General features: G+C 56.0%; 22 protein-coding genes. 12 read left to right on the top strand and 10 right to left on the bottom strand.

The genetic code is table 11. The features are described from left to right. Window positions 1–63 precede the first annotated feature (63 nt). Window positions 64–2343 carry a DNA topoisomerase IV subunit A gene (gene parC / locus LB462_RS02925; protein ID WP_224505878.1) on the bottom strand — a complete coding sequence of 760 codons (2280 nt, stop codon included), beginning with the start codon at window positions 2341–2343 and terminating at the stop codon, window positions 64–66. A gap of 194 nt (window positions 2344–2537) precedes the next feature. Between parC and LB462_RS02920 the strand changes: the two genes are divergently transcribed. Then, window positions 2538–3737, top strand: coding sequence for an aq_1923 C-terminal domain (locus LB462_RS02920; protein WP_224505877.1), 1200 nt, complete (start codon window positions 2538–2540; stop codon window positions 3735–3737). Window positions 3738–3813: 76 nt separating this feature from the next. Here the strand turns inward: LB462_RS02920 and aspS are convergent, their stop codons facing one another. Next, the gene (aspS, locus tag LB462_RS02915) at window positions 3814–5604 is read right to left on the bottom strand and encodes an aspartate--tRNA ligase (RefSeq protein WP_224506036.1); all 1791 of its coding nucleotides are present in this window, start codon (window positions 5602–5604) and stop codon (window positions 3814–3816) included. A gap of 149 nt (window positions 5605–5753) precedes the next feature. Here aspS and rnd point away from each other — a divergent pair, with 149 nt between their 5' ends. Then, entirely contained in the window at window positions 5754–6953 is a 1200-nt protein-coding gene (gene rnd, locus LB462_RS02910; protein WP_224505876.1) for a ribonuclease D, read from the top strand. 323 nt (window positions 6954–7276) lie between these two features. Further along, window positions 7277–8197, top strand: a complete 921-nt coding sequence (locus LB462_RS02905; RefSeq protein WP_224505875.1) for a DMT family transporter — start codon at window positions 7277–7279, stop codon at window positions 8195–8197. A gap of 3 nt (window positions 8198–8200) precedes the next feature. On the opposite strand, the gene LB462_RS02900 is transcribed toward LB462_RS02905, so the two are convergent. After that, window positions 8201–9214, bottom strand: coding sequence for a serine hydrolase domain-containing protein (locus tag LB462_RS02900; RefSeq protein ID WP_224505874.1), 1014 nt, complete (start codon window positions 9212–9214; stop codon window positions 8201–8203). 547 nt (window positions 9215–9761) lie between these two features. Between LB462_RS02900 and LB462_RS02895 the strand changes: the two genes are divergently transcribed. Beyond that, window positions 9762–11975: a family 20 glycosylhydrolase gene (locus LB462_RS02895; RefSeq protein ID WP_224505873.1), complete on the top strand. Its 2214-nt coding sequence runs from the start codon at window positions 9762–9764 to the stop codon at window positions 11973–11975. Window positions 11976–12254: 279 nt separating this feature from the next. Here LB462_RS02895 and LB462_RS02890 read toward each other — a convergent pair whose 3' ends face one another. Continuing rightward, entirely contained in the window at window positions 12255–13019 is a 765-nt protein-coding gene (locus LB462_RS02890) for an HpcH/HpaI aldolase family protein (RefSeq protein WP_224505872.1), read from the bottom strand. Window positions 13020–13350: 331 nt separating this feature from the next. Between LB462_RS02890 and LB462_RS02885 the strand changes: the two genes are divergently transcribed. After that, entirely contained in the window at window positions 13351–14310 is a 960-nt protein-coding gene (locus tag LB462_RS02885; RefSeq protein ID WP_370637054.1) for a GGDEF domain-containing protein, read from the top strand. 66 nt (window positions 14311–14376) lie between these two features. On the opposite strand, the gene LB462_RS02880 is transcribed toward LB462_RS02885, so the two are convergent. Further along, the gene (locus LB462_RS02880) at window positions 14377–14700 is read right to left on the bottom strand and encodes a DUF1476 domain-containing protein (protein ID WP_224505870.1); all 324 of its coding nucleotides are present in this window, start codon (window positions 14698–14700) and stop codon (window positions 14377–14379) included. 309 nt (window positions 14701–15009) lie between these two features. Here LB462_RS02880 and purC point away from each other — a divergent pair, with 309 nt between their 5' ends. The 4 genes from purC to purQ are packed head-to-tail and all read left to right on the top strand — an operon-like array spanning window position 15010 to window position 16976. Further along, a complete protein-coding gene (purC, locus tag LB462_RS02875) occupies window positions 15010–15774 on the top strand; it encodes a phosphoribosylaminoimidazolesuccinocarboxamide synthase (RefSeq protein WP_112530810.1) in 765 nt (254 codons plus the stop codon). Window positions 15775–15793: 19 nt separating this feature from the next. Next, window positions 15794–16033: a phosphoribosylformylglycinamidine synthase subunit PurS gene (gene purS, locus LB462_RS02870; protein ID WP_106716990.1), complete on the top strand. Its 240-nt coding sequence runs from the start codon at window positions 15794–15796 to the stop codon at window positions 16031–16033. A gap of 20 nt (window positions 16034–16053) precedes the next feature. Further along, window positions 16054–16311, top strand: a complete 258-nt coding sequence (locus tag LB462_RS02865) for a hypothetical protein (protein WP_224505869.1) — start codon at window positions 16054–16056, stop codon at window positions 16309–16311. Beyond that, window positions 16308–16976 (top strand): phosphoribosylformylglycinamidine synthase subunit PurQ, encoded by a 669-nt coding sequence (gene purQ / locus LB462_RS02860; protein WP_112530808.1) that lies wholly within the window; start codon window positions 16308–16310, stop codon window positions 16974–16976. The genes LB462_RS02865 and purQ overlap by 4 nt, the downstream gene beginning before the upstream one ends. Before the next feature lie 197 nt (window positions 16977–17173). Here purQ and ppx read toward each other — a convergent pair whose 3' ends face one another. Then, the gene (gene ppx, locus LB462_RS02855) at window positions 17174–18682 is read right to left on the bottom strand and encodes an exopolyphosphatase (RefSeq protein ID WP_224505868.1); all 1509 of its coding nucleotides are present in this window, start codon (window positions 18680–18682) and stop codon (window positions 17174–17176) included. After that, window positions 18679–20910 carry an RNA degradosome polyphosphate kinase gene (locus tag LB462_RS02850; protein WP_224505867.1) on the bottom strand — a complete coding sequence of 744 codons (2232 nt, stop codon included), beginning with the start codon at window positions 20908–20910 and terminating at the stop codon, window positions 18679–18681. Before LB462_RS02850 ends, ppx begins: the two co-directional genes overlap by 4 nt. A gap of 491 nt (window positions 20911–21401) precedes the next feature. Between LB462_RS02850 and LB462_RS02845 the strand changes: the two genes are divergently transcribed. The 3 genes from LB462_RS02845 (at window position 21402) to LB462_RS02835 (ending at window position 23358) form a co-directional block, all read left to right on the top strand. Beyond that, window positions 21402–21653, top strand: a complete 252-nt coding sequence (locus LB462_RS02845) for a hypothetical protein (protein ID WP_224505866.1) — start codon at window positions 21402–21404, stop codon at window positions 21651–21653. A 185-nt stretch (window positions 21654–21838) separates the two neighbouring features. Further along, window positions 21839–22084 (top strand): zinc-finger domain-containing protein, encoded by a 246-nt coding sequence (locus LB462_RS02840; protein ID WP_224505865.1) that lies wholly within the window; start codon window positions 21839–21841, stop codon window positions 22082–22084. Then, window positions 22081–23358 carry an FAD-dependent monooxygenase gene (locus LB462_RS02835; RefSeq protein WP_224505864.1) on the top strand — a complete coding sequence of 426 codons (1278 nt, stop codon included), beginning with the start codon at window positions 22081–22083 and terminating at the stop codon, window positions 23356–23358. The genes LB462_RS02840 and LB462_RS02835 overlap by 4 nt, the downstream gene beginning before the upstream one ends. A gap of 3 nt (window positions 23359–23361) precedes the next feature. On the opposite strand, the gene LB462_RS02830 is transcribed toward LB462_RS02835, so the two are convergent. From LB462_RS02830 to LB462_RS02820, 3 genes are all read right to left on the bottom strand, one after another. Next, window positions 23362–23523 carry a hypothetical protein gene (locus tag LB462_RS02830; RefSeq protein ID WP_181872376.1) on the bottom strand — a complete coding sequence of 54 codons (162 nt, stop codon included), beginning with the start codon at window positions 23521–23523 and terminating at the stop codon, window positions 23362–23364. Then, window positions 23523–23816 (bottom strand): hypothetical protein, encoded by a 294-nt coding sequence (locus tag LB462_RS02825; RefSeq protein ID WP_114429193.1) that lies wholly within the window; start codon window positions 23814–23816, stop codon window positions 23523–23525. Before LB462_RS02825 ends, LB462_RS02830 begins: the two co-directional genes overlap by 1 nt. A gap of 108 nt (window positions 23817–23924) precedes the next feature. Next, window positions 23925–24728, bottom strand: a complete 804-nt coding sequence (locus tag LB462_RS02820) for an amino acid ABC transporter ATP-binding protein (RefSeq protein ID WP_304610438.1) — start codon at window positions 24726–24728, stop codon at window positions 23925–23927. Window positions 24729–24740 lie beyond the last annotated feature (12 nt).

Here is a 24740-nt window from a genome sequence, read left to right as displayed (position 1 = left end):
GTCGCGCGACAATAGACAACCCGGATCAGTCACGATAGAGAACTTAAGTAGCAGACCAAAGCTTCAAGAAAACTTGCCGGAGCGCGGGAAACCCTTTGGCACCATACGCCCTGCAGTCGCGCGGGGCCCCGCCCACTCCAACAATTCGAGCTTACCGCGAGTGAAACTGCGGCCAGACGCGTCCTGCCATGTCAGCCCCTGATCCATCGTGAAAACGCGGATATCAGCGACACCGCCATCCTTATAGCGTTGCAAACGGACACCCTTGCCGCGTGCAAGTTCCGGAATATCGGTAATGGGAAACACCAGCATCTTGCGGTTTTCGCCGACAATCGCAACGCTGTCGCCGCTGATCGGGATGCAATGGCGCGCTTCATCGGGCGCCTTGACGTTCATTACCTGCTTGCCCTTGCGCGTATTGGCGATCACCTCGGCCTCGGGCACAAGGAAGCCGTTGCCCACATGTGACGAAAGGAGCAGCTTTCGCTCCGGATTGTGCACGAAGGCGGTCACGATATCCTGGTCGTTTTCCATGTCGACGATGATCCGGATTGGCTCACCGTGACCCCGCCCGCCCGGCAAGCTGTTCGCGCCGATGGTATAGAACTTGCCGCCGGTCGTCAGGACGAGGATGCGGTCTGTCGTCTCGGCGTGGAAGGCGAGCTTGAGCTTGTCACCCTCCTTGAAGGTCAGCGTCGAGAAGTCCGCCAGATGCCCCTTCATGGCGCGCAACCAGCCTTTTTCGGAGACGACGACCGTTACCGGCTCCTTCTCGATCATGGCGTGATGCATGTCTGTCAAATCATGCTGCGGTGCATCGGCGAAAGTGGTCCGGCGTTTGCCAAGCGGCGTATCCGCGCCGTACTTTTTCTGCATCTCGGCGATCTGCCAGGAAATCGTCTGCCATTGCTTGGCGTCGGATCCCAGCAGTTCCTCGATCTGCTTCTTCTCACCTGTCAGGCCGTCGAATTCCTTGCGTATCTCGAATTCCTCAAGCTTGCGCAACGAACGCAAACGCATGTTGAGGATGGCTTCTGCCTGGTTGTCGGTGAGTTCGAAGCGGCGGATCATTTCCTGCTTCGGCTCATCTTCCTCGCGGATGATGCGAATGACCTCATCGATATTGAGGTAGGCGATCAGCATGCCGCCAAGGATTTCCAGCCGGCGCTCGATCTCGCCAAGACGATGGCGGGAACGCCTTATGAGGACGTCCTTCCGGTGTTCCAGCCATTGCTTCAGCACATCGCGCAACGACAGGACGTTCGGTACCTTGCCGTTGGAAAGTACATTCATGTTCAATGGAAAGCGCGTTTCAAGCTCGGTGAGCTTGAACAGGGATTCCATGAGTATTTCGGGATTGACGCCGCGGCTCTTGGGCTCCAGTACGAGTCGCACGTCCTCCGTGGACTCATCACGCACGTCGTCCAGCAGCGGCAGTTTTTTGGCGATGAGCAGTTCGGCAATCTTCTCGATCAGCCGTGATTTCTGCACCTGATACGGAATTTCGGTGACGACGATATTCCAGGTGCCGCGCCCCTGATCCTCGACCTGCCAGCGTGCGCGCAAGCGAAACCCGCCGCGTCCGGTTTTGTAGGCATCGAGAATGGCCTCCGGTGTCTCGACCATAATGCCGCCGGTCGGGAAATCCGGACCGCGAACTTTGGTCTTTAGCGGGTCCTCATCCTCGGTCTGCGACATCAGCTCTTCGACCGTCGCATCCGGATGCTTGATCAGGTGCAGCGCTGCCGCACAGAGCTCCGACACATTGTGCGGCGGGATCGAGGTGGCCATGCCAACTGCAATGCCCGATGAGCCATTGGCAAGCAGATTGGGAAATGCGCCGGGAAGGACGATCGGTTCCTCGTCTTCCTCGTTGTAAGTCGGGCGGAAATCGACTGCGTCCTCGGTGATGCCTTCGAGCAGCAGCATGGCGACATCGGTCATTCGCGCTTCGGTGTAACGCATCGCCGCTGGATTATCGCCGTCGATATTGCCGAAATTGCCCTGCCCGTCGACAACTGGATAACGGACGGCAAAATCCTGCGACAGCCGCACCAGCGCATCATAAATCGACTGGTCGCCATGCGGATGGAATTTACCCATGACCTCGCCGACAATACGCGCGCATTTTGCATAGGACTGATCGGGCGAAAGACGCAAGAGGCGCATGGCATGCATGATGCGGCGGTGAACCGGCTTCAATCCGTCGCGCACATCGGGCAGGGCGCGGTGCATAATCGTCGATAAAGCATAGGCAAGATAGCGCTCTTCCAGCGCCGCCTTCAGATCGACCGGTTCCACATTATCATCGCCATTGTCTGGCGGAATCAGGCTTTTTCCCATGTCAATGGACTATCAACTCACTGAATCGCGGGCAAGCGATGATTCGCCAAGATCACAGGCTGGTGGTGATCATTGCAATGTTCAATTGCGGAGAGCTTGCGTCCACACCTCAAATCTGACTTTGTAGCGCCCAAATTGCATCACAGTCTTACCGCTCCTGATGCATTATGGTTGAAAACAACAGGGATCAAAACATGCCTCCAATCCATCCTGTGAAGTCGAGTTTGCGCGTTCTTGCAGCAGCCTCGGCTCTCTCCGTTTTATTTGCGGGTTCGGCCTATGCGGTCGATGGTAACGCTGTCGCCGCGCGGCTTAAGGCGGCTTACGCCGAACAAGGCGGTACAATGGAGTACAGCAATGTCGAGACGCACGACTCGACTGTGATCCTTCAGGATACCAAAGTTTCGACCGCCGGTATCAAGGATGCGTTCAAAGTCGGCGATATCACGCTGAGCGATGTCACCGATGTATCAGGCGGGGGATTCAAGATCGGCGCAATGACAATGCCGGATATCAATTTCAGCCCGGAAGGTGAGCCCGACAGCAAGATCAGCGTCGAGGGCATCAAGATGGAAGGCATCTCGCTTCCGGCCGAAGGCGCGACCGAACCGTTGGCCAAGATTCTTCAATACGAGAAGGCCGAAGTCAGGCACGTGACCGTGAACGCCAAAGGCAAGGACGTCTTTGTGGCCGATGGATTGACAGCTACGGTATCGCCGCTGACAGAAACGTCGCCTGTTGCGTTCACGAGCAACGTTGCGAGCTTCAAAGCGGACCTTTCCGATGTCCAAGACCCAAAGACCAAGAACACGCTGAAAGCTCTTGGTTATGAGACTATTGCTGGAAAGATCGATGCCGCGGGAACCTGGAACGTATCGGATGGGCGTTTGAACATCGAGAAAATGGATTTCATCGCCGACAATGCTGGCACGCTTGGCATCAAGCTCGACATTTCTGGCTATACCCTCGATTTCATCAAGGGCATGCAGGAAGCGACGAAGGACATGAAGGGCAAGCCCGATGACGCGCAGGGCATGGCAATGCTGGGCTTGATGCAGCAGCTGAGCTTTACTGGCGCCTCCATACGGTTTGATGACGCGTCGGTAACCTACAAGGCACTCGACTACGTGGCGGAGCAACAGCACGCCAAACGCAGCGATCTCATAGGTCAGGCCAAGATGGTCTTGCCAATGGCGGCGGCGCAGCTCGGCAATGCCGAGTTTGCCCAATCGCTCGCGGCTGCCGTCAATGCCTATCTCGATGATCCGAAAAACATCGAGGTCAAGGCCGCTCCGGCAAAGCCGGTACCCTTTGCGATTATCGCTGCCGGCGGGATGGCCGATCCGAAATCGCTGATCAAAACCCTCGGCGTCACGGTCAACGCAAACCAGTGATCAAAACTAATCAAATGAAAAAGCCCGGCATCGTTGCCGGGCTTTTTGTTTTACTGGAGTCAGTTAGAAGAGGTTTTTAAAGCTCTTTCTTCACCGGATTGAGCCGAATGTTCAGATCGCGCAGCTGAGCCTGCGATACGTCCGACGGGGCATTCATCAGCAGATCATGCGCCTGCTGGTTCATCGGGAACATCGTGATCTCGCGCAGGTTCTTAGCGCCGACAAGCAGCATAACGATACGATCGATGCCAGCCGCCATGCCGCCGTGCGGAGGCGCGCCATACTGGAAGGCACGGTAGAGGGCGCCAAAACGTTCCTCAACCGCCTCTCGCGAATGGCCGACAGCCTCAAAAGCCTTGACCATGGTTTCCGGCAGATGGTTGCGGATGCCGCCCGAGGCGATCTCAAAGCCGTTGCAGACCATATCGTACTGGAAAGCCTTGATCGTCAGCGGGTCCTGGTTTTCCAGCGCCTCCATTCCACCCTGCGGCATGGAGAACGGATTGTGGGCGAAATCAATCTTCTTCTCGTCTTCGAGCCACTCGAAGAACGGGAAGTCGATAATCCAGCACAGCTTGAACTGATCGCGGTCGACGAGGTTCAGTTCTTCGCCGGCGCGTGTGCGGGCGGCACCAGCAAAGGACACAAACTTCTTGGGATCGCCAGCAACGAAGAAGGCCGCATCGCCGTCATCGAGACCGAGCTGCACGCGCAGCGCTTCCGTGCGTTCCGGACCGATATTCTTGGCAAGAGGCCCTGCCCCTTCAAGGTTTTCACCTTCCTTGCGCCAGAAGATATAGCCGAGGCCCGGCTGACCCTCGCTTTGCGCCCAGGAATTCATCCGGTCGCAGAAAGCGCGCGAACCACCGGTTTTAGCCGGGATAGCCCAAACCTCGACCTTCGGATCGTTGGCGATCATGTTGGCGAAAACCTTGAAGCCGGAACCGGCGAAATGCTCGGTCACCGCCTGCATTTCGATCGGGTTGCGTAAGTCAGGCTTGTCCGAACCATATTTACGCATGGCGTCGTCATAGGTGATCCGCGGGAATTCCTGCGTAACAGGCTTACCGTCGGCAAATTCCTCGAAAACGCCGCGCAATACGGGCTCCATGGTCGAAAGCACGTCATTCTGTTCGACGAAACTCATCTCGATATCGAGCTGGTAGAATTCGCCTGGAAGACGATCCGCGCGTGGATCTTCATCGCGGAAGCACGGCGCGATCTGGAAGTAGCGATCGAAACCGGACATCATGATCAACTGCTTGTACTGCTGCGGTGCCTGCGGCAGTGCGTAGAACTTGCCGGGATGGATTCGGCTCGGCACGAGGAAATCGCGCGCTCCCTCCGGGGACGAAGCAGTGAGGATCGGTGTCGAAAACTCGGTGAACCCGACATCGGTCATGCGGCGGCGCATGGCGGCAATGATCTTGGTGCGCGACATGATGTTCTTGTGCAAGCTATCGCGACGCAGATCGAGGAAGCGATATTTCAGGCGAATGTCTTCCGGATAGTCGAGCTCGCCGAACACCGGCAAAGGCAGTTCCTTTGCGGCAGACAGCACCTCGATTTCACGGGCAAAAACCTCGACCTCGCCAGTCGGCATATTGGGGTTGATCGTGTCGTCCGTACGAGCCTTGACCTCGCCGTCAACACGGATAACCCATTCACCACGCACGGTTTCTGCCAGTTTGAATGCTGGTGAATCCGGATTGGCGACGATCTGCGTCAGGCCATAGTGATCGCGGATATCGATGAAGAGAATGCCGCCATGGTCGCGGACGCGGTGAACCCAGCCGGAAAGACGAACAGTTGAACCTACGTCTGCTTTACGCAAGGCGGCGCAGGTATGGCTGCGGTAACGGTGCATGATGAGTGCCTCTGATAGTGGGATGGACATGCGTGGAAAGCCCCGCAAGCGGTCCAGGAATTTGCGCGGACAAGCGCATTTTGAGGGTGATTTGTCAAGATCAGGATTGGGACGGAGACAAACGCATATCCATTCGCTATAGAAATTTCATGACCATGATTACAACCACTGATCAGCTTGAACAGGCTGTTGCCGCCCTCACCCAATCCGATTTCGTGACAGTCGATACGGAATTTATCCGGGAGACCACGTTCTGGCCGGAGCTTTGCGTTATACAGCTCGCCTCGCCTGACCACACGGCGATCGTCGATGCTTTGGCGCCGGGCCTTGATCTTGCTGCGTTTTTCAAGCTGATGGCCGACGAAAAAATCGTCAAGGTTTTCCATGCCGCGCGGCAGGACATCGAAATCATCTTTCACCTCGGCAATCTGATCCCGCATCCGGTGTTCGACACACAGGTCGCGGCGATGGTCTGCGGCTTCGGCGATGCAATCGCTTACGACCAGTTGGTGCAACGGATCGTTGGAGCGCAGATCGATAAATCGTCGCGATTCACCGACTGGCGACGGCGTCCGCTCTCGGAAAAGCAGCTGGACTATGCGCTCGCCGATGTCACCCATCTGCGCGACATTTACCTGCATCTGAAGAGCAGTCTCGAAGCGGAAGGCCGCACGGAGTGGGTTCTCGACGAGATGAAGATCCTCACCGCGCGCGAGACCTATGACATGCACCCGGACGATGCCTGGAAACGGCTGAAGATGCGCCTGCGCAAGCCGGTGGAACTCGCCGTCCTGCGCAGTGTTGCCGCCTGGCGCGAGCGTGAAGCGCGCGAACGCAATGTGCCGCGCGGCCGTGTCATCAAGGATGACGCCATCTATGAAATCGCCCAGCAGCAGCCACGCGATGCGGAAGCGATGTCGCGTTTGCGAACGATTCCAAAGGGTTGGGAGCGTTCGAGCATGGCGACGGGCCTGCTCAACGCCGTCAATCTCGCGCTTGATCTACCGAAGGAAGACATGCCGCGCCTGCCGAAATCGGTGCAATCGCCCGAAGGTGCAGGTGCTGCGGCCGAGCTTTTGAAGGTGTTGTTGCGGCTCGTTACCGAGGAGCACGGCGTTGCCGCAAAGGTCGTCGCGACGACCGATGAGATCGACAGGATCGCGGCTGAAGGCGATGCTGATGACATTCCGGCGCTGCAGGGATGGCGGCGCGAGGTGTTCGGCGAGAAGGCGCTGCAGCTCATCAATGGCGAGCTCTGCCTCAAATTCGAGAACAAGAAAATACGCGCCGTGGAATGGCCGGACGCCAAAACCGCAACCGCAAACAACCAAATTTCTACCGCCGATTGAAATTCTTGCGCCGGATTCAATGATTCTTGCATGGGAATCGATCATTCCTGTGCAGGATTCGCAAACTCTTGTGTGATTTCTATCCCGGACGAAAACAGGTTTGCTCGAAACTTATAGTTCGGTCGTGATCGAAGCATCGAGCCACCGATTTCTTGCATTGATCATGTGCGTGGTTCGACAAGCTCACCATGAGGGAGAAGGGTTGATTGCAGTAATAATCGTTAAGGTTGCTGTTCTCGGCTCTTGCAACTCACTCACTCCCTCATGGTGAGCTTGTCGAACCACGCACAATATTCACGCAGCAAAAAATTGAGTAAGCCATCATGACCACATCGACGCTCCCCGCTCCGTCGCTCGCCAAAGAAATTGCCCTCCTCGCTGTCCTCGCAACGCTCTGGGGCGCGTCCTATACTTTCATCAAGATCGGTGTCGAAACCATTCCGCCGGTCACCTTCATCGCGGCGCGGACGCTCATCGCCGGCGGGTTGCTTCTGGCGATCATCAAGCTGCGCGGATTATCGCTGCCACGCGACCCTGTCATCTGGAAGCGCTTCTTTATCCAGGCCTGCATCAACAGCGTCGTTCCATTCACTCTCATCGCCTGGGCGGAGCTGACGGTGAATGCCGGGCTTGCAACGATCCTCAATTCGACCACACCGATCTTCACCTTCCTTTTGACAGTGCTGATCACGCGGCATGAAGCCGTGACAGCCCGCAAGCTCTTCGGCGTGGTCGCCGGCGTTATCGGCATCAGCCTCATCATCGGTCTTGAGGCGTTTCACGGCGTGGGCAAGGAAGTGATTGCGCAACTGGCGATTGTGGCCGCCACGATCTCCTATGCCGCGGCGGCAATCTTCGGGCGAGGCTTCAAGGGGCTCGATCCAATGATGCCGGCAGCCGGTTCGCTCCTCTGCGGCGCGGTGCTGCTCATTCCGGTCAGCCTCGTCATCGACCAGCCCTGGACCATCGTACCATCGACACACTCGATCCTGGCGCTTCTTGGCCTGTCGATTTTTTCGACCGCCCTCGCCTTCGTGATCTATTTCCGGCTGATCCACACGCTGGGTTCTGTCAGCACGACATCGCAAGCTTATCTGCGCGTACCCATCGGCGTCGGCATCGGTGTGCTCTTCCTTGGCGAGAGCCTGAATCCGACCGCATGGATTGGCCTTGTCTGCGTCATTGCGGGCGTTGCCGCCATGACGCTGCCGACACGCCGGAAAATTGCCGCCACGACAGGTTGAGAACTAGCTGTCGAGCGCTTCAGCGGCGGGTACGATTCGCTCGCGCACCATATCGTGCAGCTGCCGCACATAGCCGGAGCGTCCGGATGGTGTTGCGGGGTCGGATGTCATCACAACCACAAGCGAGACGTGCGGAACCACATAGATCATCTGACCGCCATAGCCCCAGGCGTAGTAAACCGGCTTGCCACTGGCGACTTCAGACACGAACCAGCCAAGTCCGTAGGCGTCGCCCGTAAACGGCGAACTCGTTCTTGGCTTCCAGGATTCCTCGACCCATGCCTTCGGTACGATCTGCCTGCCGCCGCTTGCGCCAGATGCCAAAAACATTTCACCGAATGCACGCATGGCACGGGGCGAAAGCAGCATGTCGTTGCCGCCGAAATAGATCCCTTGCGGATCGCGCGGCCAAGGCGGGATATTGATTTCAAGCGGTTTGCCCAGCCACTCCCGGGCGTTCTCCAACGTTGAGCGTCCGGTCTTGCGCGTCAACAGCGCCGAAAGAAGGTGGGAGTTGCCGGTGGAATAGAGCATGCCGCCGCCGGGCTCATCGACGAACTCGCGCGACAGGGCATAGCGGACCCAATCATTGCTTCCGACCCAGCGGCCATAATTTGGCCCCGAGGTGCGATCGAGACCCGATTGCATCGACAACAGATTGCCAATTGTCACGACCTGCAATCTCGGGTCGGCGTCGCGCGGCAACTTGTCTGCGAGCATCGGCGCAATGGGTTGATCCAGCCCCTCGAACACGCGGCGATCGATAGCAATCCCGACGAGCGTGGCGATAATGGTCTTGGAAACGGATTTCACATTCACCGGCCGATCGGCGGTTGGCCCGCGAAAGACGTGTTCCAGCTCAAGATCGCCATGCCGCGAGATGATCAGTGCATGGAGGGACGGAAAGCCGTTTGCCGCCTCCATGATGGTATCGATGGTAGCCTTGTCCAACTTGGCGGCGGCAGGCTGGGACATGGCCGCGCGCGATGCAAATGCGACGGCAGCGAAAGACGTCATCAGAAATGCACGGCGGCCGATTGGAGATACGTTTTTCATTCGCCGAGATTGATGAAAGGCGCGAGCCGCATCAACACACAAGCTGTCACATGCATGTGATCGCCGGTTATCTCCCCCCTTGTGGGGGAGAACAGATTTTCCTGGATTTAGCCTCTTCGCTAAATCCTTAGAAAATCCAAGTGAGGGGTAGTTCAGTGAAGCAAATCCCCTCTCTTGCGATTTCTAGCACTTAGCAAGGGCTAAGATGCTGAAATCGCTTTCTCTCCCACAAGGGGAGAGATAATCGTCATCAAATCGTCATTGCTTGCAATAAACCCCTCCCAATAAATTGGTATCGCTCTTGCACTAATTGGTCTGTTGTCAAATTGCATCTTCGCCGATCTTTTTCATAAATCCGTCACATAACGCGCCGGACTTCCACTTTCGTCGAATTGTGCTGAGTTGTGCTCAAACACCAATTTGATGCCACTTGCCCGTCAAGCACGTGGCAGGCGGAAATTTCAACAAAGCACCATTTCAAGAACAATAATTTCAAGGGGTTCAATTGATGCGACAAATATTTTCGGCCACCACGGCTCTGTCCCTCTGTCTGGCAGCACTGTTTGCGCAGCCACACAGTGCATTCTCCGCGGCCAAGGGCCCTCTTTCAACATTGCAGCAGAAAAAGCGGCTCGACAGTGATTTTGCTTTGACCAAAGACACTCGCATCGTCCTGAAGGAAGCCAACCCCGATCTCGCTGCACTGCTCGATGCGCCGCGCGGCTGGGCGCAAAAGCTGCGTTATGCCACCGGTTTGCCGCTTGAAATCATAATGGACACCAATCCGACAGCGAACGATATCGTCCTCACCAATATTCCGGATCAAAGCTTCCTTGATGCTGCCAAATCCGCAAAGGTGAACACCAGCCCCGGCAAAAGCGGCAATTACACAAAGACCATTGAGCAAAATGTGCTCGCCGAAGGCTATCAGTTCAATATCAGCCGCAAGGGTGTCGTCATAGGCTACAAGGAAACCATCGGCGCCCTGCGCGGTTTCCAGTCTCTGACGCTCATGGCCATGAGCGACAGCAATCCTGCCGGCAAGCACAAGCGGATTGCCGGGGCTGAAGGCATGGATTATCCGCTTTTTGAAAACCGCCGCATCATGCTCGATGTCGCCCGCTATTACATGCCGGTCGATCAGCTGATCGGCTATATGGACAAAATGAGCCTGCACAAGCTCAATGAGCTGCATCTGCATCTCAACGATAGTGCAATGGATGGTACAATCCTGTCTGCTGAGGGTTTTCTTCCCAAAAAGGGCTATTTCCGGCTCTATAATGAAGACAAGCCCCGCTTCAAACTGATCCCGACCGATGGCGATGTCTACACTAGAAAGGATTGGGAGCGGCTGGAGGCTGCCGCATACCGTTATGGCATCAAGCTCGTGCCGGAGTTCGATACGCCCGGTCACGCGCTTGCCTTTGCCAAGGACAATCCAAAGCTTACCTATGCGTCGAATGGCGATACGATCATCACCAAAGACCCTGACAAAGCCGTCACCTATTTCGCTGATCTGATCGGCGAATTCAAACCCTGGTTCAAATCCGATACGATTCATATTGGCGGCGATGAAGCCTGGGGGAACTCCCATGAGGACACGGTCAAATATATCAACAAGCTCTATGACAGACTGGCAAGGTCGCCGGGCAATCCGGCAGGTTTCAAGAACGTCTGGATCTGGTACGAAGCCAAGCGCGATCTTTGGGGCGGCAAATTTGCCGAATCGGTCGGCGATTTCAACAAGGATATCAATATTGCCTACTGGCTATCCACGCGAGGTCTTCCAACAGCGTCGGATTTGACCGAACTGAGTTCGATCAAGAGCAAGTGGATCGATGGGGAAGGGTCGAAATTTTACTTTGTCCCAAAAACACCGATTGGATTCAGTTCGCGCGGAATCGGCCCGGAGCAAGCATATCTCGCCTATGAAGGGCAGCTGCAGCGCTATGAAGCCTACAAGACGATCCCGTCCGGACTGCAATTGTCCCAATGGAACGATGTGTCGAAACTCTTGAATATCGGCGTCGATTATATCAATGCGGGCCTCTCGGAAAGCATTGCCGGCATGGGCTTCATCTCATGGAGTGGACTGGTCTATGACAAGGACAGCAAGGTGAAGCCATACAAGGACACGGGCTATGACGGCCTGATCGGTGTTTCGCAGGAAATGTCGTCCTATTGGGTGCGCGATCGCTTTCCCTATTTCGACGGCGAACAGGCGCTCCAGCTGCTGATGCAATTTTCGCGGCACCGCCAGATCACGACGGCTTGGGCCCTGTTCATTCCATTGCCTGCTCCCTTTGACTATCTAAAGGAGAGCGATGCCGACAAGGACTGGATGGCTTGGGATACACAAGACCTTGCTGCTACCTTTAACGGACCGGTCTTTCTGCACAAAGGCACCTTCGTTGCCGATCTTCCCGGCGAAGGCAAAGCGATGACCGATCGGCCGGACTGGATTTGCCGGGACATCGGCTTTGCCCTGAAAGAGCGGCAGACATCGGCCTGCGATAAGGATGAATGGCCAAACTGGCTTTCAGGCGAAGAATTGGGCGATCTTGAGAAATCCGGCGCTGGCACGCTCAAGCTTTCCGGCAATATCACTTTGAAAGGCCGCGTCCGGCTTGATGAGGGCACGCTGATCGTACCCAAGAATTCAGATCTGGCTAAAAAACCTTACAAAGTCATGCGCAATGGCGGCTTGTTGGTCGTGGAATAAAAGAAAGGGCTTATACATTTTGAGGCCGGACATCATAATAGTGTTCCGGCCTCACGCCGCAGGAAATCAACGGCAAAGAACTAGGTGTGCCAGGTTTTGTTGAAAACACACCTCCCTCTCCGTCATCCTCGGGCTTGACCCGAGGACCCATCTGGCTATCCAAATCGCAGCGCTGGGCTCGTGTTGCTTCAAGAAAACGTGGGTCCTCGGGTCAAGCCCGAGGATGACGGAGAGGTTTGGGAACGGGATGATGCAGATCGCGTACCAATGTCATGAGAGCTACCCCTCGATCGCATCAAGGAATGTCTGCACGCCAAGGGTCAGATAGGCCGTATCGACGCTCAGGGGAATATACGTATAGCCGAGACCAGCGAAGCGCTTCGCCAGAGCTGGAGTCGCAGCATAGATGGCGCAGAGCTTGCCTGCCGCCTTGGCCTTCGCGGCAATCTGCATCAGCGGCTCGATGATGGCTTCGGAAGCGGCATCCACTTCCTGACCGTCGCTCCAGGCAATGGAGAAATCCGACGGGCCGACGAACACGCCATCTATACCATCCACCTCAAGAATGTAATCCAGCGCCTCATAGGCGGCGCGGGTCTCGATCATGGCGAAGGAGAGCGTCTCATCATTCACTTCGCGCAAATAGCCGCCGGAACCGCCGGCGCCATAGCTCGCGGGACGACCGCGCATCTGGCCCCAGGAGCGTTCGCCGAGCGGCGGATATTTCATCGCGGCTGCGAAAAGCTTGGCATCATGGACACTGTTGATCATCGGCGCGACGACGCCTTCGACACCGAAATCCAGCGCGCGGCTCGCCATGTCGAAACGACCGACGGGAATGCGTACCAGCGCATGCTTTTGGGCGCTGCGCAGGATCCCGGTGAGCGCGGCGACGCTCGCCGTATCATGCGGGCCGTGCTGCATGTCGAACAGCACGGCATCGAGCGGCGTGCGGGCGAGCGCCTCCATGGCAAACGGATCGGTCAGATGCGACCAGCCAGAATAGATGATTTCGCCGGATTTCAGACGCGATGCGAGCGACATGGGAGATTCCTCGTGTGGTGATCAGGATGTGTTGAGATTCACGCCTTGGCTGCCTGCAAACGGTGTCTTTCTGTGCTCCGGTGCTCACGTACCTAAATGTACGCTGCGCTCCGGTACTCGAAAACCACCGTTTCCGGCTAGCCCTGACATGAATCTCAACACATCCTGGGGTGAGTATGGGAACGCGGGACCAGACTGGTCAAGGGCGATGGTGAAATTCTCATTTGCCACAAGGCGCTCGGAACGAATGGGCGACAGAATCGATTGTAAGGGTGAAATCGTGTAAACTAACAGCGAGGTGAGTCCGATTACCAATGCAACTATGGCGCAGATGACAGCTTTCCATGATGGAAACGATCCAAAATTCATAGAAGAGACTGGGCTAAGAGACGAAATTCTCTACAACCTCCTGCTATCGCAGGATGAGAGCCAGGTTCTCATCGCTCTCTACGACCAGAATGATGTCTTGCGCTACGCCAACAAGAGCTGGCGGGCGGCATATCATATCGCACCCGGCGAAGAGGTGGCTTGGGGTGTCCTGATGCGTCGGAATTTCGAGGCCGGGCTCGGGACGGTCCTCGCAACCAAAAATTTCGATGAGTGGCTGATATCGACCCAGTCGCGCCGGGGAAAGGTGCCGTTTCGCGCTTTTGAGACAGATGTGGTCGATGGCCGCTGGCTCTGGATGACGGAAACAGTCCAGCAGAACGGCTGGATGCTTTGTATTGCCAGCGATATTACGCCGTTGCGCACGGATGACCGCCGCTTGCGGCAGGACCGCGATCTCGCATTGCGTGCTTCGCAGACGGACGAATTGACCGGCGTTGGCAACCGGCGTTTCATCATGACCAGGCTTGAAGAACTGACACGGCGCGAATTGCCAGCTGACGGGGTCGTCAAAGGCTGTGTTGCGGTGCTCGATATCGACCACTTCAAGGCGATCAACGATCGTTACGGGCATCAGGCGGGTGACCAGGTTTTGCTCGATTTCGCCCGGCACGCGCACAGTTTCGTGCGGCGGCTCGATTGTTTCGGACGAATCGGCGGTGAGGAATTCATGCTGATCCTGCCCGATACGCCGCTCGAAACCGGCATTGGCATTCTTGAGCGCGTGCTGGAGCGGATCAGAATGGCCCGCCCTTTGCAGAACTGGCCGGACCTTGCTTATACTTGTTCGGTCGGGATCACGGCATTGCGGGCGGACGATACGGCACAAGACCTTTTCGCCCGCGCTGACCTTGCGCTCTATGAGGCAAAGCTCGGTGGGCGAAACCAAATCAGCGTAATTTGACGTGGCAAAAAGCGCGCGCGACAGAACCTGCCACGCGCGCTTTTAAATAAGTCGGGGCTTCTGGCTCTAGGCAGCAGGTCCTTCGATTTGCTGTATGGCCTCGATCATCAGCTCTTCCATCTTGCGGCGGATGCGATGGTCGGAGGTGTCTATTCCGGCGGCATCGAAATCGGCACGGATCTTGCGGAAGACATCGTCGTCGCCGGCTTCCTGGAAATCCGCCTTTATGACCTCTTTCACATAGGCGTCGGCGGCTTCATCAGCCTTGCCGAGCTTTTCCGCCGCCCAGATGCCGAGAAGCTTGTTACGCCGGGCCTCCGCCCTGAAACGCACTTCTGCGTCATGCGCATACTTGTTTTCAAAGGCGTTTTCGCGATCTTGCATTGTCATCCTCTCTTGCTCCCGCAAATTGTGTCGTTAACTAGTAATACAGTCATGTATCAGGCGTTTTTCAGGCAGGTCCCGATGTTTTTGTCTTTGTCGATTCCCATATAACCATTCCGTGCAAAATCAAAAGGCTCAATCGACCATCCCTGCATCGACTAGTTTCATATTGTCGTAGAACCAGCATATAACCCATAAAACGGGGGAGCTCCATAAAGGATCATTGTAGAATGCTTGCTTTTGCGATAGTTAGCGCGCCAACATGACGGCCAAGACCCAAGGCCGACCGATAACTCCAATACCAGAGAATCCGCAATGAACCGTCGCCGCCGTGTCTACGAAGGCAAAGCAAAGATCCTTTACGAAGGACCAGAACCAGGCACACTCGTCCAGCATTTCAAAGACGACACAACTGTGCTTCACCCCAAGAAAACGCAAGTAATCGACGGCAAAGGCGTCCTCAACAACCGCATTTCCGAATATATCTTCACCCAGCTCAATCGCATGGGCATCCCGACGCACTTTATACGCCGCATGAACATGCGCGAGCAGCTGATCAAGGAAGTCGAGATTATTCCGCTGCAGGTCGTCGTGCGCAATATCGCGGCCGGCTCGCTGGCAAAGCGCCTCGGCATCGAGGAAGGCACCGTGCTGCCACGCTCGATCATCGAGTTCTACTACAAGAACGATGAGCTCGATGACCCGATGGTCTCCGAGGAGCACATCACGGCTTTCGGCTGGGCTGCACCGCAGGAAATCGATGACATCATGGCACTCGCCATTCGCATCAACGACTTTTTGAGCGGACTGTTTCTTGGCGTCGGCATCCAGCTCGTCGATTTCAAGATTGAGTGCGGCCGGCTTTACGAAGGCGAAATGATGCGCATCGTTCTTGCCGACGAATTCTCGCCGGACAGCGCCCGGCTGTGGGACGCGCAGACGAGCGAGAAGATGGACAAGGACCGGTTTCGCCGTGATATGGGCGGCCTGATCGAGGCCTATCAGGAAGTCGCGCGCCGTCTCGGCATCATGAATGAAAACGAACCGACGCGGCCTGCGGGGCCCGTATTGGTCAAGTAACACCGGAGAAGACAGATCGATGAAGGCACGTGTCACTGTAACCTTGAAGAATGGCGTTCTTGACCCGCAGGGCAAGGCGATCGTCGGTGCACTCGGCAGCCTCGGTTTCGAGGGTGTCGGCTCGGTTCGCCAGGGCAAGGTTTTCGACGTCGAACTTGATACGAGCGACAAGGCAAAGGCCGAGGCGAATCTCAAGGCAATGTGCGAAAAGCTCCTCGCCAATACGGTGATCGAGGATTATAGTTTCGCTATTGATTGATGACTTTTCAAGGATTCGCCATGGTCGAAGTGACGCAAGATTTGATTTACGAAGTGTTGAGGAAGGTGCAGACGGACGTATCCTCTTTAAAGGATAATGTGCGCGAGTTGCGACAGGATAACGTTAGCATCCGTAACCATCTTCATATGTTGCAGGGCGACGTGAATAATCTGCACGGCACTGTCGGCCAGATCGTCGACCGTCTCGAACGCATTGAAAATCGTCTCGACCTTCGGGAATTCGCAGAAGCACAAGCAAGGTTTGAACCGCACCCATGAAATCAGCAGTCGTACTCCTTCCCGGCCTTAACCGTGACCGCGACATGATTGCGGCGTTGACGAAGATTTCCGGCGTTGCACCGCATACGGTGTGGCAGACGGATACGGAAATTCCCGATGTCGATCTGATTGTTATCCCCGGCGGCTTTTCCTATGGCGATTACCTGCGCTGCGGCGCCATCGCAGCGCGCATGCCCGTGATGGAAGCGATCCGCGAGAAGGCGAACAAGGGCGTCATGGTGATGGGCGTATGCAATGGCTTCCAGATTCTCGTGGAAGCCGGTCTCCTGCCCGGTGCGCTGATGCGCAATGCCTCGCTGAAATTCGTTTGCCGCCAGGTGAAACTCGAAGTCACCAATGCCAATACGCCGTTCACCCGCGGCTATTCCCATGGCCAGATCATCCAGTGCCCTGTCGCGCATCATGATGGCAACTATTTTGCCGATGCCGAGACGCTGGCCCGCATCGAGGGCGATGGCCAGGTGGTCTTCCGCTATGCCGAAGGCACCAACCCGAACGGCTCGATGAACGACATCGCGGGTATCATCAACAAGAATGGTAACGTGCTGGGGCTGATGCCGCATCCCGAAAACCTGATCGAAGCGGCTCACGGCGGCACCGACGGCCGTGCACTGTTCACGGGCGTGCTGGGGATCGCCGCCTAAGAGCCGTCTGTAAACTCTACTGCAGCGGTCATCTGACGCGATTTTCTGCGCTTCCGGTGCTTACGTACCTTAAAGTACGCTGCGCTCGTCGCAAGGGCGACCCCAAAAACCACGCCATATGTCTCGCTGCAGCGACTTTCCAAACGGGCTCTAAAGGCGATGTTGTAGCTATATGCTCATCGCTTCCCGTCAGCGTTTTAGCTGATAACCATCCTGATATTCTTGCCTGTCAGCCGCGCCAGCTGCTGGAGACGGCCTTCCGGCACATCGCCGATCAGGTCAGCCTTGCTCTTGTCGATCACAAGCTCGAGCCCTTCCGCCGTCGTCTTCCAGGAAAGCTTCGGGACCACACCTGACATGGATGCGGAAAATGGATAGGTGATACGCATGATCCCGGCAAGAATCTTCGAATATTCCAGCAATCGGGGCGTGGCTATGGCAGAAAGTTCCGGATCGGCAACACTAGTGGAAACGCCCTCGTGCCGGAAGAAATTGGCGAGCGCGATATAGGCGCGTCCGGGATGATCGATGCCGATGAAGGAAGCGTTTGAAATCATGTTCAGCGCCTGGCTTCCGCGATAATCCGGATGCGCGCGCCAGCTGATATCCGCAACCAGACAGGCGGCGCGACGATAGCGTTTTTCATCCTCGGTTTCTTCATAGCCAAGGGCGGCAAATGCCTCCCCACTCCAGTCTGCCAGCTCCCGTGCGTAGGACGGAGACCGGGCACGTAGAATAGCCAATTCGTCTGCTGCCGAGATCAGCGGGTCTTCGAGTTGCTCACTCTCCGACAGGAGCGAGTAGAGAAAACCCTCGCGCACGCCAATCGCCGAGAAGACGACCTTGGAAGGCCGCATCAACCGGATGGTTTCGAGAAGGGCTATGGCACCGTAAGACAGGAGCGAACGGCGGTTTTTGGAAACGTCCTCGATGCCGCGCATATAATCGAGATCGCCTGCCGCAACGAGCTTGAGGAAGCGTTGGGCTTCATCAAACGGGATCTCATAATGATGCATGACATGGAGCGGGTAGTGTTTTGCGCTCATGTGCAGCTTGGCGAGATTTCGCCATGTGCCGCCAACTGCATAAAAAGCCCTGCCCTTGCCATTGCCGAGCAGCTTGGCCGAGGCGAGATGTTTCCTTGCAATCTCCACAGCCTTGTTCAGATCGCCGTCGGACATGTCCTGCAGGCGCAATCCGCCGAGCGGCAGCGTGATGCCATCACCAATCTTCCTGCCCTTGACATCGACAAGCTCAAGACTGCCGCCGCCAAGATCGCCGGCAATGCCGTCCGGATCATGGAAGCCAGAAATAATGCCAAGCGCGGAGAAATAGGCCTCTTCCCTGCCCGAAAGAACCTTTATCGGCTCCTTGAGTAGCGCCTCGGCTTCCCGGATAAATTGTGAGCCGTTCTCGGCCTCGCGCGCCGCAGCTGTCGCCAGAACGTCGAGCGAAACTGCCCCGGCCTGATCGGCCAGCGCGCGAAAACGACGCAAAGCACGCAGCGCGCTTTGTACGGCCTTCGCATTCAGCTTGCCGGTTTTCGCCAGCCCCTTGCCAAGGCCGCAGAGTATCTTCTCGTTGAATAGAACGGTGGGAGACCGGTTTACGCCTTCATACACCACCAAACGTACAGAGTTCGAACCGATATCGATGACAGCAGCTGGTTGACGCCCCTGCACGCGTCCTTGTGCAGCCGATATCATGCAGCCTTATTTCTCTTTGACCGCTTGCGATGCGCAATCAATCGCGGTGCTGAAGACTTCAGCGACTTGCCACGGCCTGAAAGGCTGGGATTTGTCATGAAATATTCCTGTGCGTTAAAAGCTTCTTCCCCGTCAGCAGGTGTGATCCGGCGTGACGTTCCGTCTGCTAGTAACTCGTAACTCTGCTGATTGTCGAGAAGGTTCGCCAACATAATCTGTGAAAGAACCTGTTGATGCACTGTTGGATTGGTGATCGGCACCAGCGTCTCGACGCGGCGATCGAGATTGCGGGTCATCATGTCGGCGGAGCCGAAATAAACCAGTGCCTTTTCCGACGGCATCGCTTCGCCATTGCCAAAGCAGAAAATGCGGCTGTGTTCGAGAAAGCGGCCAACGATGGATTTTGCGCGGATATTGTCGGAAAGGCCTGGAAGCTGCGGGCGCAGACAGCAAATGCCGCGCACGACGAGATCGACCTCTACCCCTTGCCGGCCCGCGTCATAGAGCGCGTCGATGATTTCCGCGTCGACCAGAGAGTTCATCTTCATCCAGATCGAAGCAGGCCGCCCGGCTTTGGCATGAGCGATTTCCTCGGCAATGTGCTGCATGATGCGCGGGCGAAGCGAGATCGGCGAAACGGCAATGCCCATCTCGCCGGAAGGTGGCGTATAGCCGGTGATGAAGTTGAATATCTGCGCCACATCGCGGCCGATTGACGGCTCGCAAGTAAAGAATGACAGGTCGGTATAGATCTTCGCGGTGATCGGGTGATAATTTCCCGTCCCCAGATGCACGTAGCTGCGCAACTTCGCCTCTTCACGGCGCACGACCAGAGACATTTTAGCGTGGGTCTTCCATTCGATGAAGCCAAAGACGACCTGTACACCGGCACGTTCCAGATCGCGGGCCCAGCGAATATTGGCTTCCTCGTCGAAGCGGGCCTTGAGTTCGATAAGCGCCGTCACCGACTTGCCGGCATCGGCGGCATCGATCAGCGCACGCACGATCGGGCTGTCGTTCGAGGTACGATAGAGGGTCTGCTTGATCGCCACGACGTCCGGATCTGCTGCAGCCTGTCGCAGGAACTGGACGACCACGTCGAACGATTCGTAAGGGTGGTGCACGACGATATCTTTTTCGCGAATAGCTGCAAAACAATCACCGCCATGCTCGCGCACGCGCTCGGGGAAACGTGGATTATAGGGCACGAACTTCAGATCGGCACGCGGGATGCTGACGATTTCCGAAATCATGTTGAGCGCAAGCAGTCCATCGAGAACGCTGATGCGATTATCGGGAACACCGAGCTCGGTGGCGACGAAACTGCGCAGTGATTCCGGCATTTCATCATCGAATTCGATGCGAATAACCTGACCACGACGGCGGCGCTTGAGCGCGGTTTCGAACAGGCGCACCAAATCCTCGGCCTCTTCCTCGACCTCGATATCACTGTCGCGGATGATGCGGAAAGTACCGGCACCTTTAACCTCGTAGCCGGGGAAAAGCCGGCCGGTAAACAGGCTGATCGCATCCTCAAGCGTGAGGAAACGGAAACGTCCCCTGTCGTCCGGAATTTGGATGAAACGCTTCAGTGCCTGAGGCAGACGCAGCAAGGCTGTCATTGGACGATTGTCGGTGCTCCGGTTGAGGAGCATGGCGATCGAGAAACCGAGATTGGGAATGAATGGAAAAGGATGCGCCGGATCGATGGCAAGCGGCGTCAGAACCGGATAGATGGTTTCAAGGAAGTGATCTTCCAGCCAGGACTGCTCATTGGCGGTCAACCTGTCCGGACGAACGATCTCGATGTTTTCCTTCAGCATTTCCGCGCGCAAATCATCAAACCGGTGCTGCTGGGCAATCTGCAGCTTCACGACCTCATCGAGAACGAATTCAAGCTGTTCCTGGGGGGTGCGCCCATCGTCGCTGCGGTCTGAAACGCCAGCGCGCACCTGCCCTGCAAGACCGGCGATACGCACCATGAAGAATTCATCGAGATTGGCCGCCGAGATGGAGAGGAAACGCAAACGTTCAAGCAATGGCTGATGCGTGTTCTCGGCTTCTTCCAGAACGCGGCGATTGAACTGCAACCAGGAAAACTCGCGGTTAACGAAGCGATCGACGCTTGTGTGCAAATTCGCCAGATCCACTTTTTCCAGGGCTTGTGGAATCGCAGTCGTATCCACTTTTTCCAGGGCTTCCGGAATCGCGGATGATTGTTCGTTCATTGGTATTCTCCGACAAAAATGTCCTGTTGAAATGGGAGCCCCTCGGCGCCTTTGGCAATGGCCTTAAGGCGCTCACCGTAGACAAGTCTTTTGACAGTTTGATAGCAAGCGTCTTGAAATCGTCATCATACCGCTGAATCGCACTCTAGAGTGAAAAACATCCGAATGGAATCGTTCTGCGGGGGGAATTCGGCCAAATCCATCGGCAGAAAGCAGAACCGATAGATCTTCTCTGAACTTATTTAGCTGCTAAAATAGTTATCAAATTTAAACTAATTTGCCCCGAGCACATTAACAATAACTGACAGATTAACTCGACAATACGCAGAGATCATGGTCATTTATTAGCGGGGCAATGAATGCCCGTGGCCGGGACCGGCCGGGGGCAATGTTTAATCCGATGCCCAAACCTTTGATTGGACTTTTGATAACGTATCGGCGTTAACCTATTGGAATTCTTGCTTGAATGCATGAACTTCACTGGAGCGGCTATGGAAAAATTTATTTCCGTTCTTCGTGCCTTCGTCCTTATCGCAACATCTTTTGGCATCCCTTCGGCGCATGCCCAAACATTAAACGTCGGCCTGACAATTGTGCCCGCAGATCGCGCCGTCGTAACAGACGCGGCCCGAAGGCCCGACAACAAACGCAATGGTCATGTTCGCATTGTGGAATATGTCTCCCCGGGCTACGCAGCCATTCCAAAGTCCCGGCAAAAGGGATCTGCCTTAACTTTGAAATAACCATTCAAGCAGCTCGACTTGAGAGGATAATTGACCTCCCGATGGGATGCCTCCGGGATTCGCACTGTTTCGCGAATGCAGAAACAAATACTGCGACATAGAACTCGTTTCCTTTGCGCGCCTTTTGTTTTAAGACAAAACGAATGGGCGCTATGCGCGCTTGGCGAAGATTTCAGGAGCGAATAATGGCTGGACACAGCATCCCTCATTTCCAGAACAGCGCAGGACATGCGAGCATTGCCATCGGAGTGAAGGAATTCATGTGCGTCGGCGCCAATTCGCCTTTCGACCACCCGCATGTTTTCCTCGATCTCGGCGACGACAATGAGAAGGTGTGTCCCTATTGCTCTACGCTTTATCGATATGACGGATCACTTGCCGCCGATGTGACCGTTCCCGAGGGCTGCACCTATGTGGATAAGGCCGCTTGAAAGCAGCACTCATCGATCTGAAAACAGAACGAAACAGGCGAATACCAAATCCTGATCAGATCATCATTGCCGGTGCAGGTATTGCTGGCCTCACTCTTGCCCTTGCATTGAGCGCCAAGGGCTTTCATGTCCAGATATTCGAGAAAAGCGCGGCGCTCGCCGAAATCGGTGCCGGATTGCAGCTTTCCCCCAACGCGACACGGCTTCTCGGTCGGCTCGGCGCGATGGAACAGCTGCAATACGCATCCGTCGAACCGCAAGCCGTCTGCTTGCAGGATGGAACGAGCGGCGGCGAGTTGCTGCGGTTGCCGATTGGCGAACAAGCGACGGAACGCTGGGGTGCGCCCTATATCGTTTGTCACCGCGCCGATTTGCAGAACACTTTGCTCACCCTCGCGCGCAGCCGGCCCAACATCGCCATACAGTTGCAGTCGACCGTGACGCAGCGCAAGGCAGACAGCCAGGGCATGCTCGTCCGCGTGCAATATCATGACCGCATCGAGGAACACCGCGGCGCGCTGCTGGTCGGCGCAGACGGCGTGTGGTCGAACCTGCGCACCGCTGTCTCCGACGCGGACCGTGCGCGTTATACCGGCATGGTTGCATGGCGATCATCACTAGGGGTCGATCAGCTGCCGGAATCGTTCAAGACATTGTTGCCACCAGGGGTCAACGTCGTCGCCTGGACTGGCTCCAACGCGCATCTGATCGCCTATCCTATCCGTTCGGGCCAGATGTTCAATTTCGTAGCGGTTGCGCCCGACCGCCAAGCTGGCAACCGATGGCCGGTTCCTGTCGATCCGGAGAGCCCGAGCCAGAATTTCATCCGGGAATTCGCCGGTTGGCATGTGGGACTACGCGATGTCATGCGAGCGGGTCGTCCCTGGACACCGTGGCGGCTGTTCGAGATGAAGAAGTGCCGGTTCCTGACCGAGGAGCGTGTGGTGCTGATTGGCGATGCTGCGCATGCCATGACACCTTATGCGGCGCAGGGTGCGGCGATGGCCATCGAAGATGCCTGCGCACTGGCTGACGCGTTGAGCGTGGATCGTGCCGCCTGGCCATCTGCCCTCGCCCGGTTCAGCAGAGCCCGGACGAAACGTATCAGCGCAGTTGTCAGGCGCGGAGCGCTCAACCACCTGGCCTATCATGCAAAGGGACCGGTGGCCGTTGCGCGCAATATCCTGCTGCGCAACCGTCCGGTGGAAAAGTTCATCGAGGGATTTGACTGGCTGTACGGATTTGATGCGGAAGAACGAAAAGAACAGGTTTGAGTGCTATTCGGCCGGAGTGCCACGCCGTTTCAACTCGCGGGTAATTTCGGCGATGCGATCATCGGTTTCTTTCTGGCTCTGATTGACCTCATGTCTGGCAACAAGAATCGCGCCAACGCTGATAACAGTCATCCAGAATATAATGAAGATAGTATTTGCCAGCATTATCGTAACCCCCGCCTCAATATCGTTTTACCATAAAGATGAAGTCCGTACGAGAGTACCCCGCCGCTGACAATAATAACCGATTGCGACACCAAGAAGAATGACGTGTGATCGCTCGCGCCATTTGTGACCACGCTGACAATCGGTCCAAGAATGCCAACCACGGCAGTTGCAGTAGAAAGCCTGTCAATCGCCGCAGCAACGTATTTGCGAATCTCATTATTGCGCATTTTTTCAATTGCAATGAGCTCTTTAAGTTCACCTCTGGCGGTCTCTTGATCGTCGTCGGTCATAAAAATTCCGATGAAATGGATTTGTCAAAAATCTGGAATTGAAAATCGTAAAGAGACGGCGGCCGGTTTGGCCGCCGCAATAAATCGGGAAATTTCGTTCCAGGACTGCTAGTGCAGGATCTGGCTGAGGAACAGTTTCGTGCGCTCGTGCTGCGGGTTGTCGAAAAACGCTATCGGTTCATTCTGCTCGACGATCTGACCCTGATCCATGAAGATCACGCGGTTTGCGACCTGACGGGCAAAGCCCATCTCATGCGTGACGCAAACCATCGTCATGCCTTCTTCGGCTAACTGGACCATCGTATCCAACACTTCCTTGATCATCTCCGGATCGAGTGCCGAAGTCGGTTCATCGAACAGCATGATCCGCGGATTCATGCAGAGCGACCGGGCGATTGCCACACGCTGCTGCTGACCCCCGGAGAGCTGGCCCGGATATTTATTGGCCTGTTCCGGGATCTTGACGCGTTCCAGAAAATGCATTGCCACCTCGTCGGCCTTTTTCTTCGGCATCTTGCGCACCCAGATCGGTGCAAGCGTGCAGTTTTCGAGGATCGTCAGATGCGGGAAAAGATTGAAGTGCTGGAACACCATGCCGACTTCGCGGCGCACCTCGTCGATCTTTTTCAGATCGCTGGTGAGCTCGATACCGTCGACAAGGATTTTACCGCTTTGATGCTCTTCCAGGCGGTTGATACAGCGGATCATGGTGGACTTGCCCGAACCGGACGGACCCGCAATGACAATGCGCTCGCCGCGCATCACCTTGAGGTTGATGTCCTTCAGAACGTGAAAGTCGCCATACCACTTGTTCATGTTGATGATTTCAACAGCTACGTCCGTCTTTGAAACATGGAGGAGCGAGTGGTCGACATGGATTTCTTCCGGGTCGATGATGTTTTCAGTGGTCATAAGCATAGCTCC

Origin of the sequence: Phyllobacterium chamaecytisi (assembly GCF_020164455.1) — a bacterium.
GTDB classification, from domain to species: domain Bacteria; phylum Pseudomonadota; class Alphaproteobacteria; order Rhizobiales; family Rhizobiaceae; genus Phyllobacterium; species Phyllobacterium chamaecytisi.
This window is presented reverse-complemented; position numbering and strand designations above follow the sequence as displayed.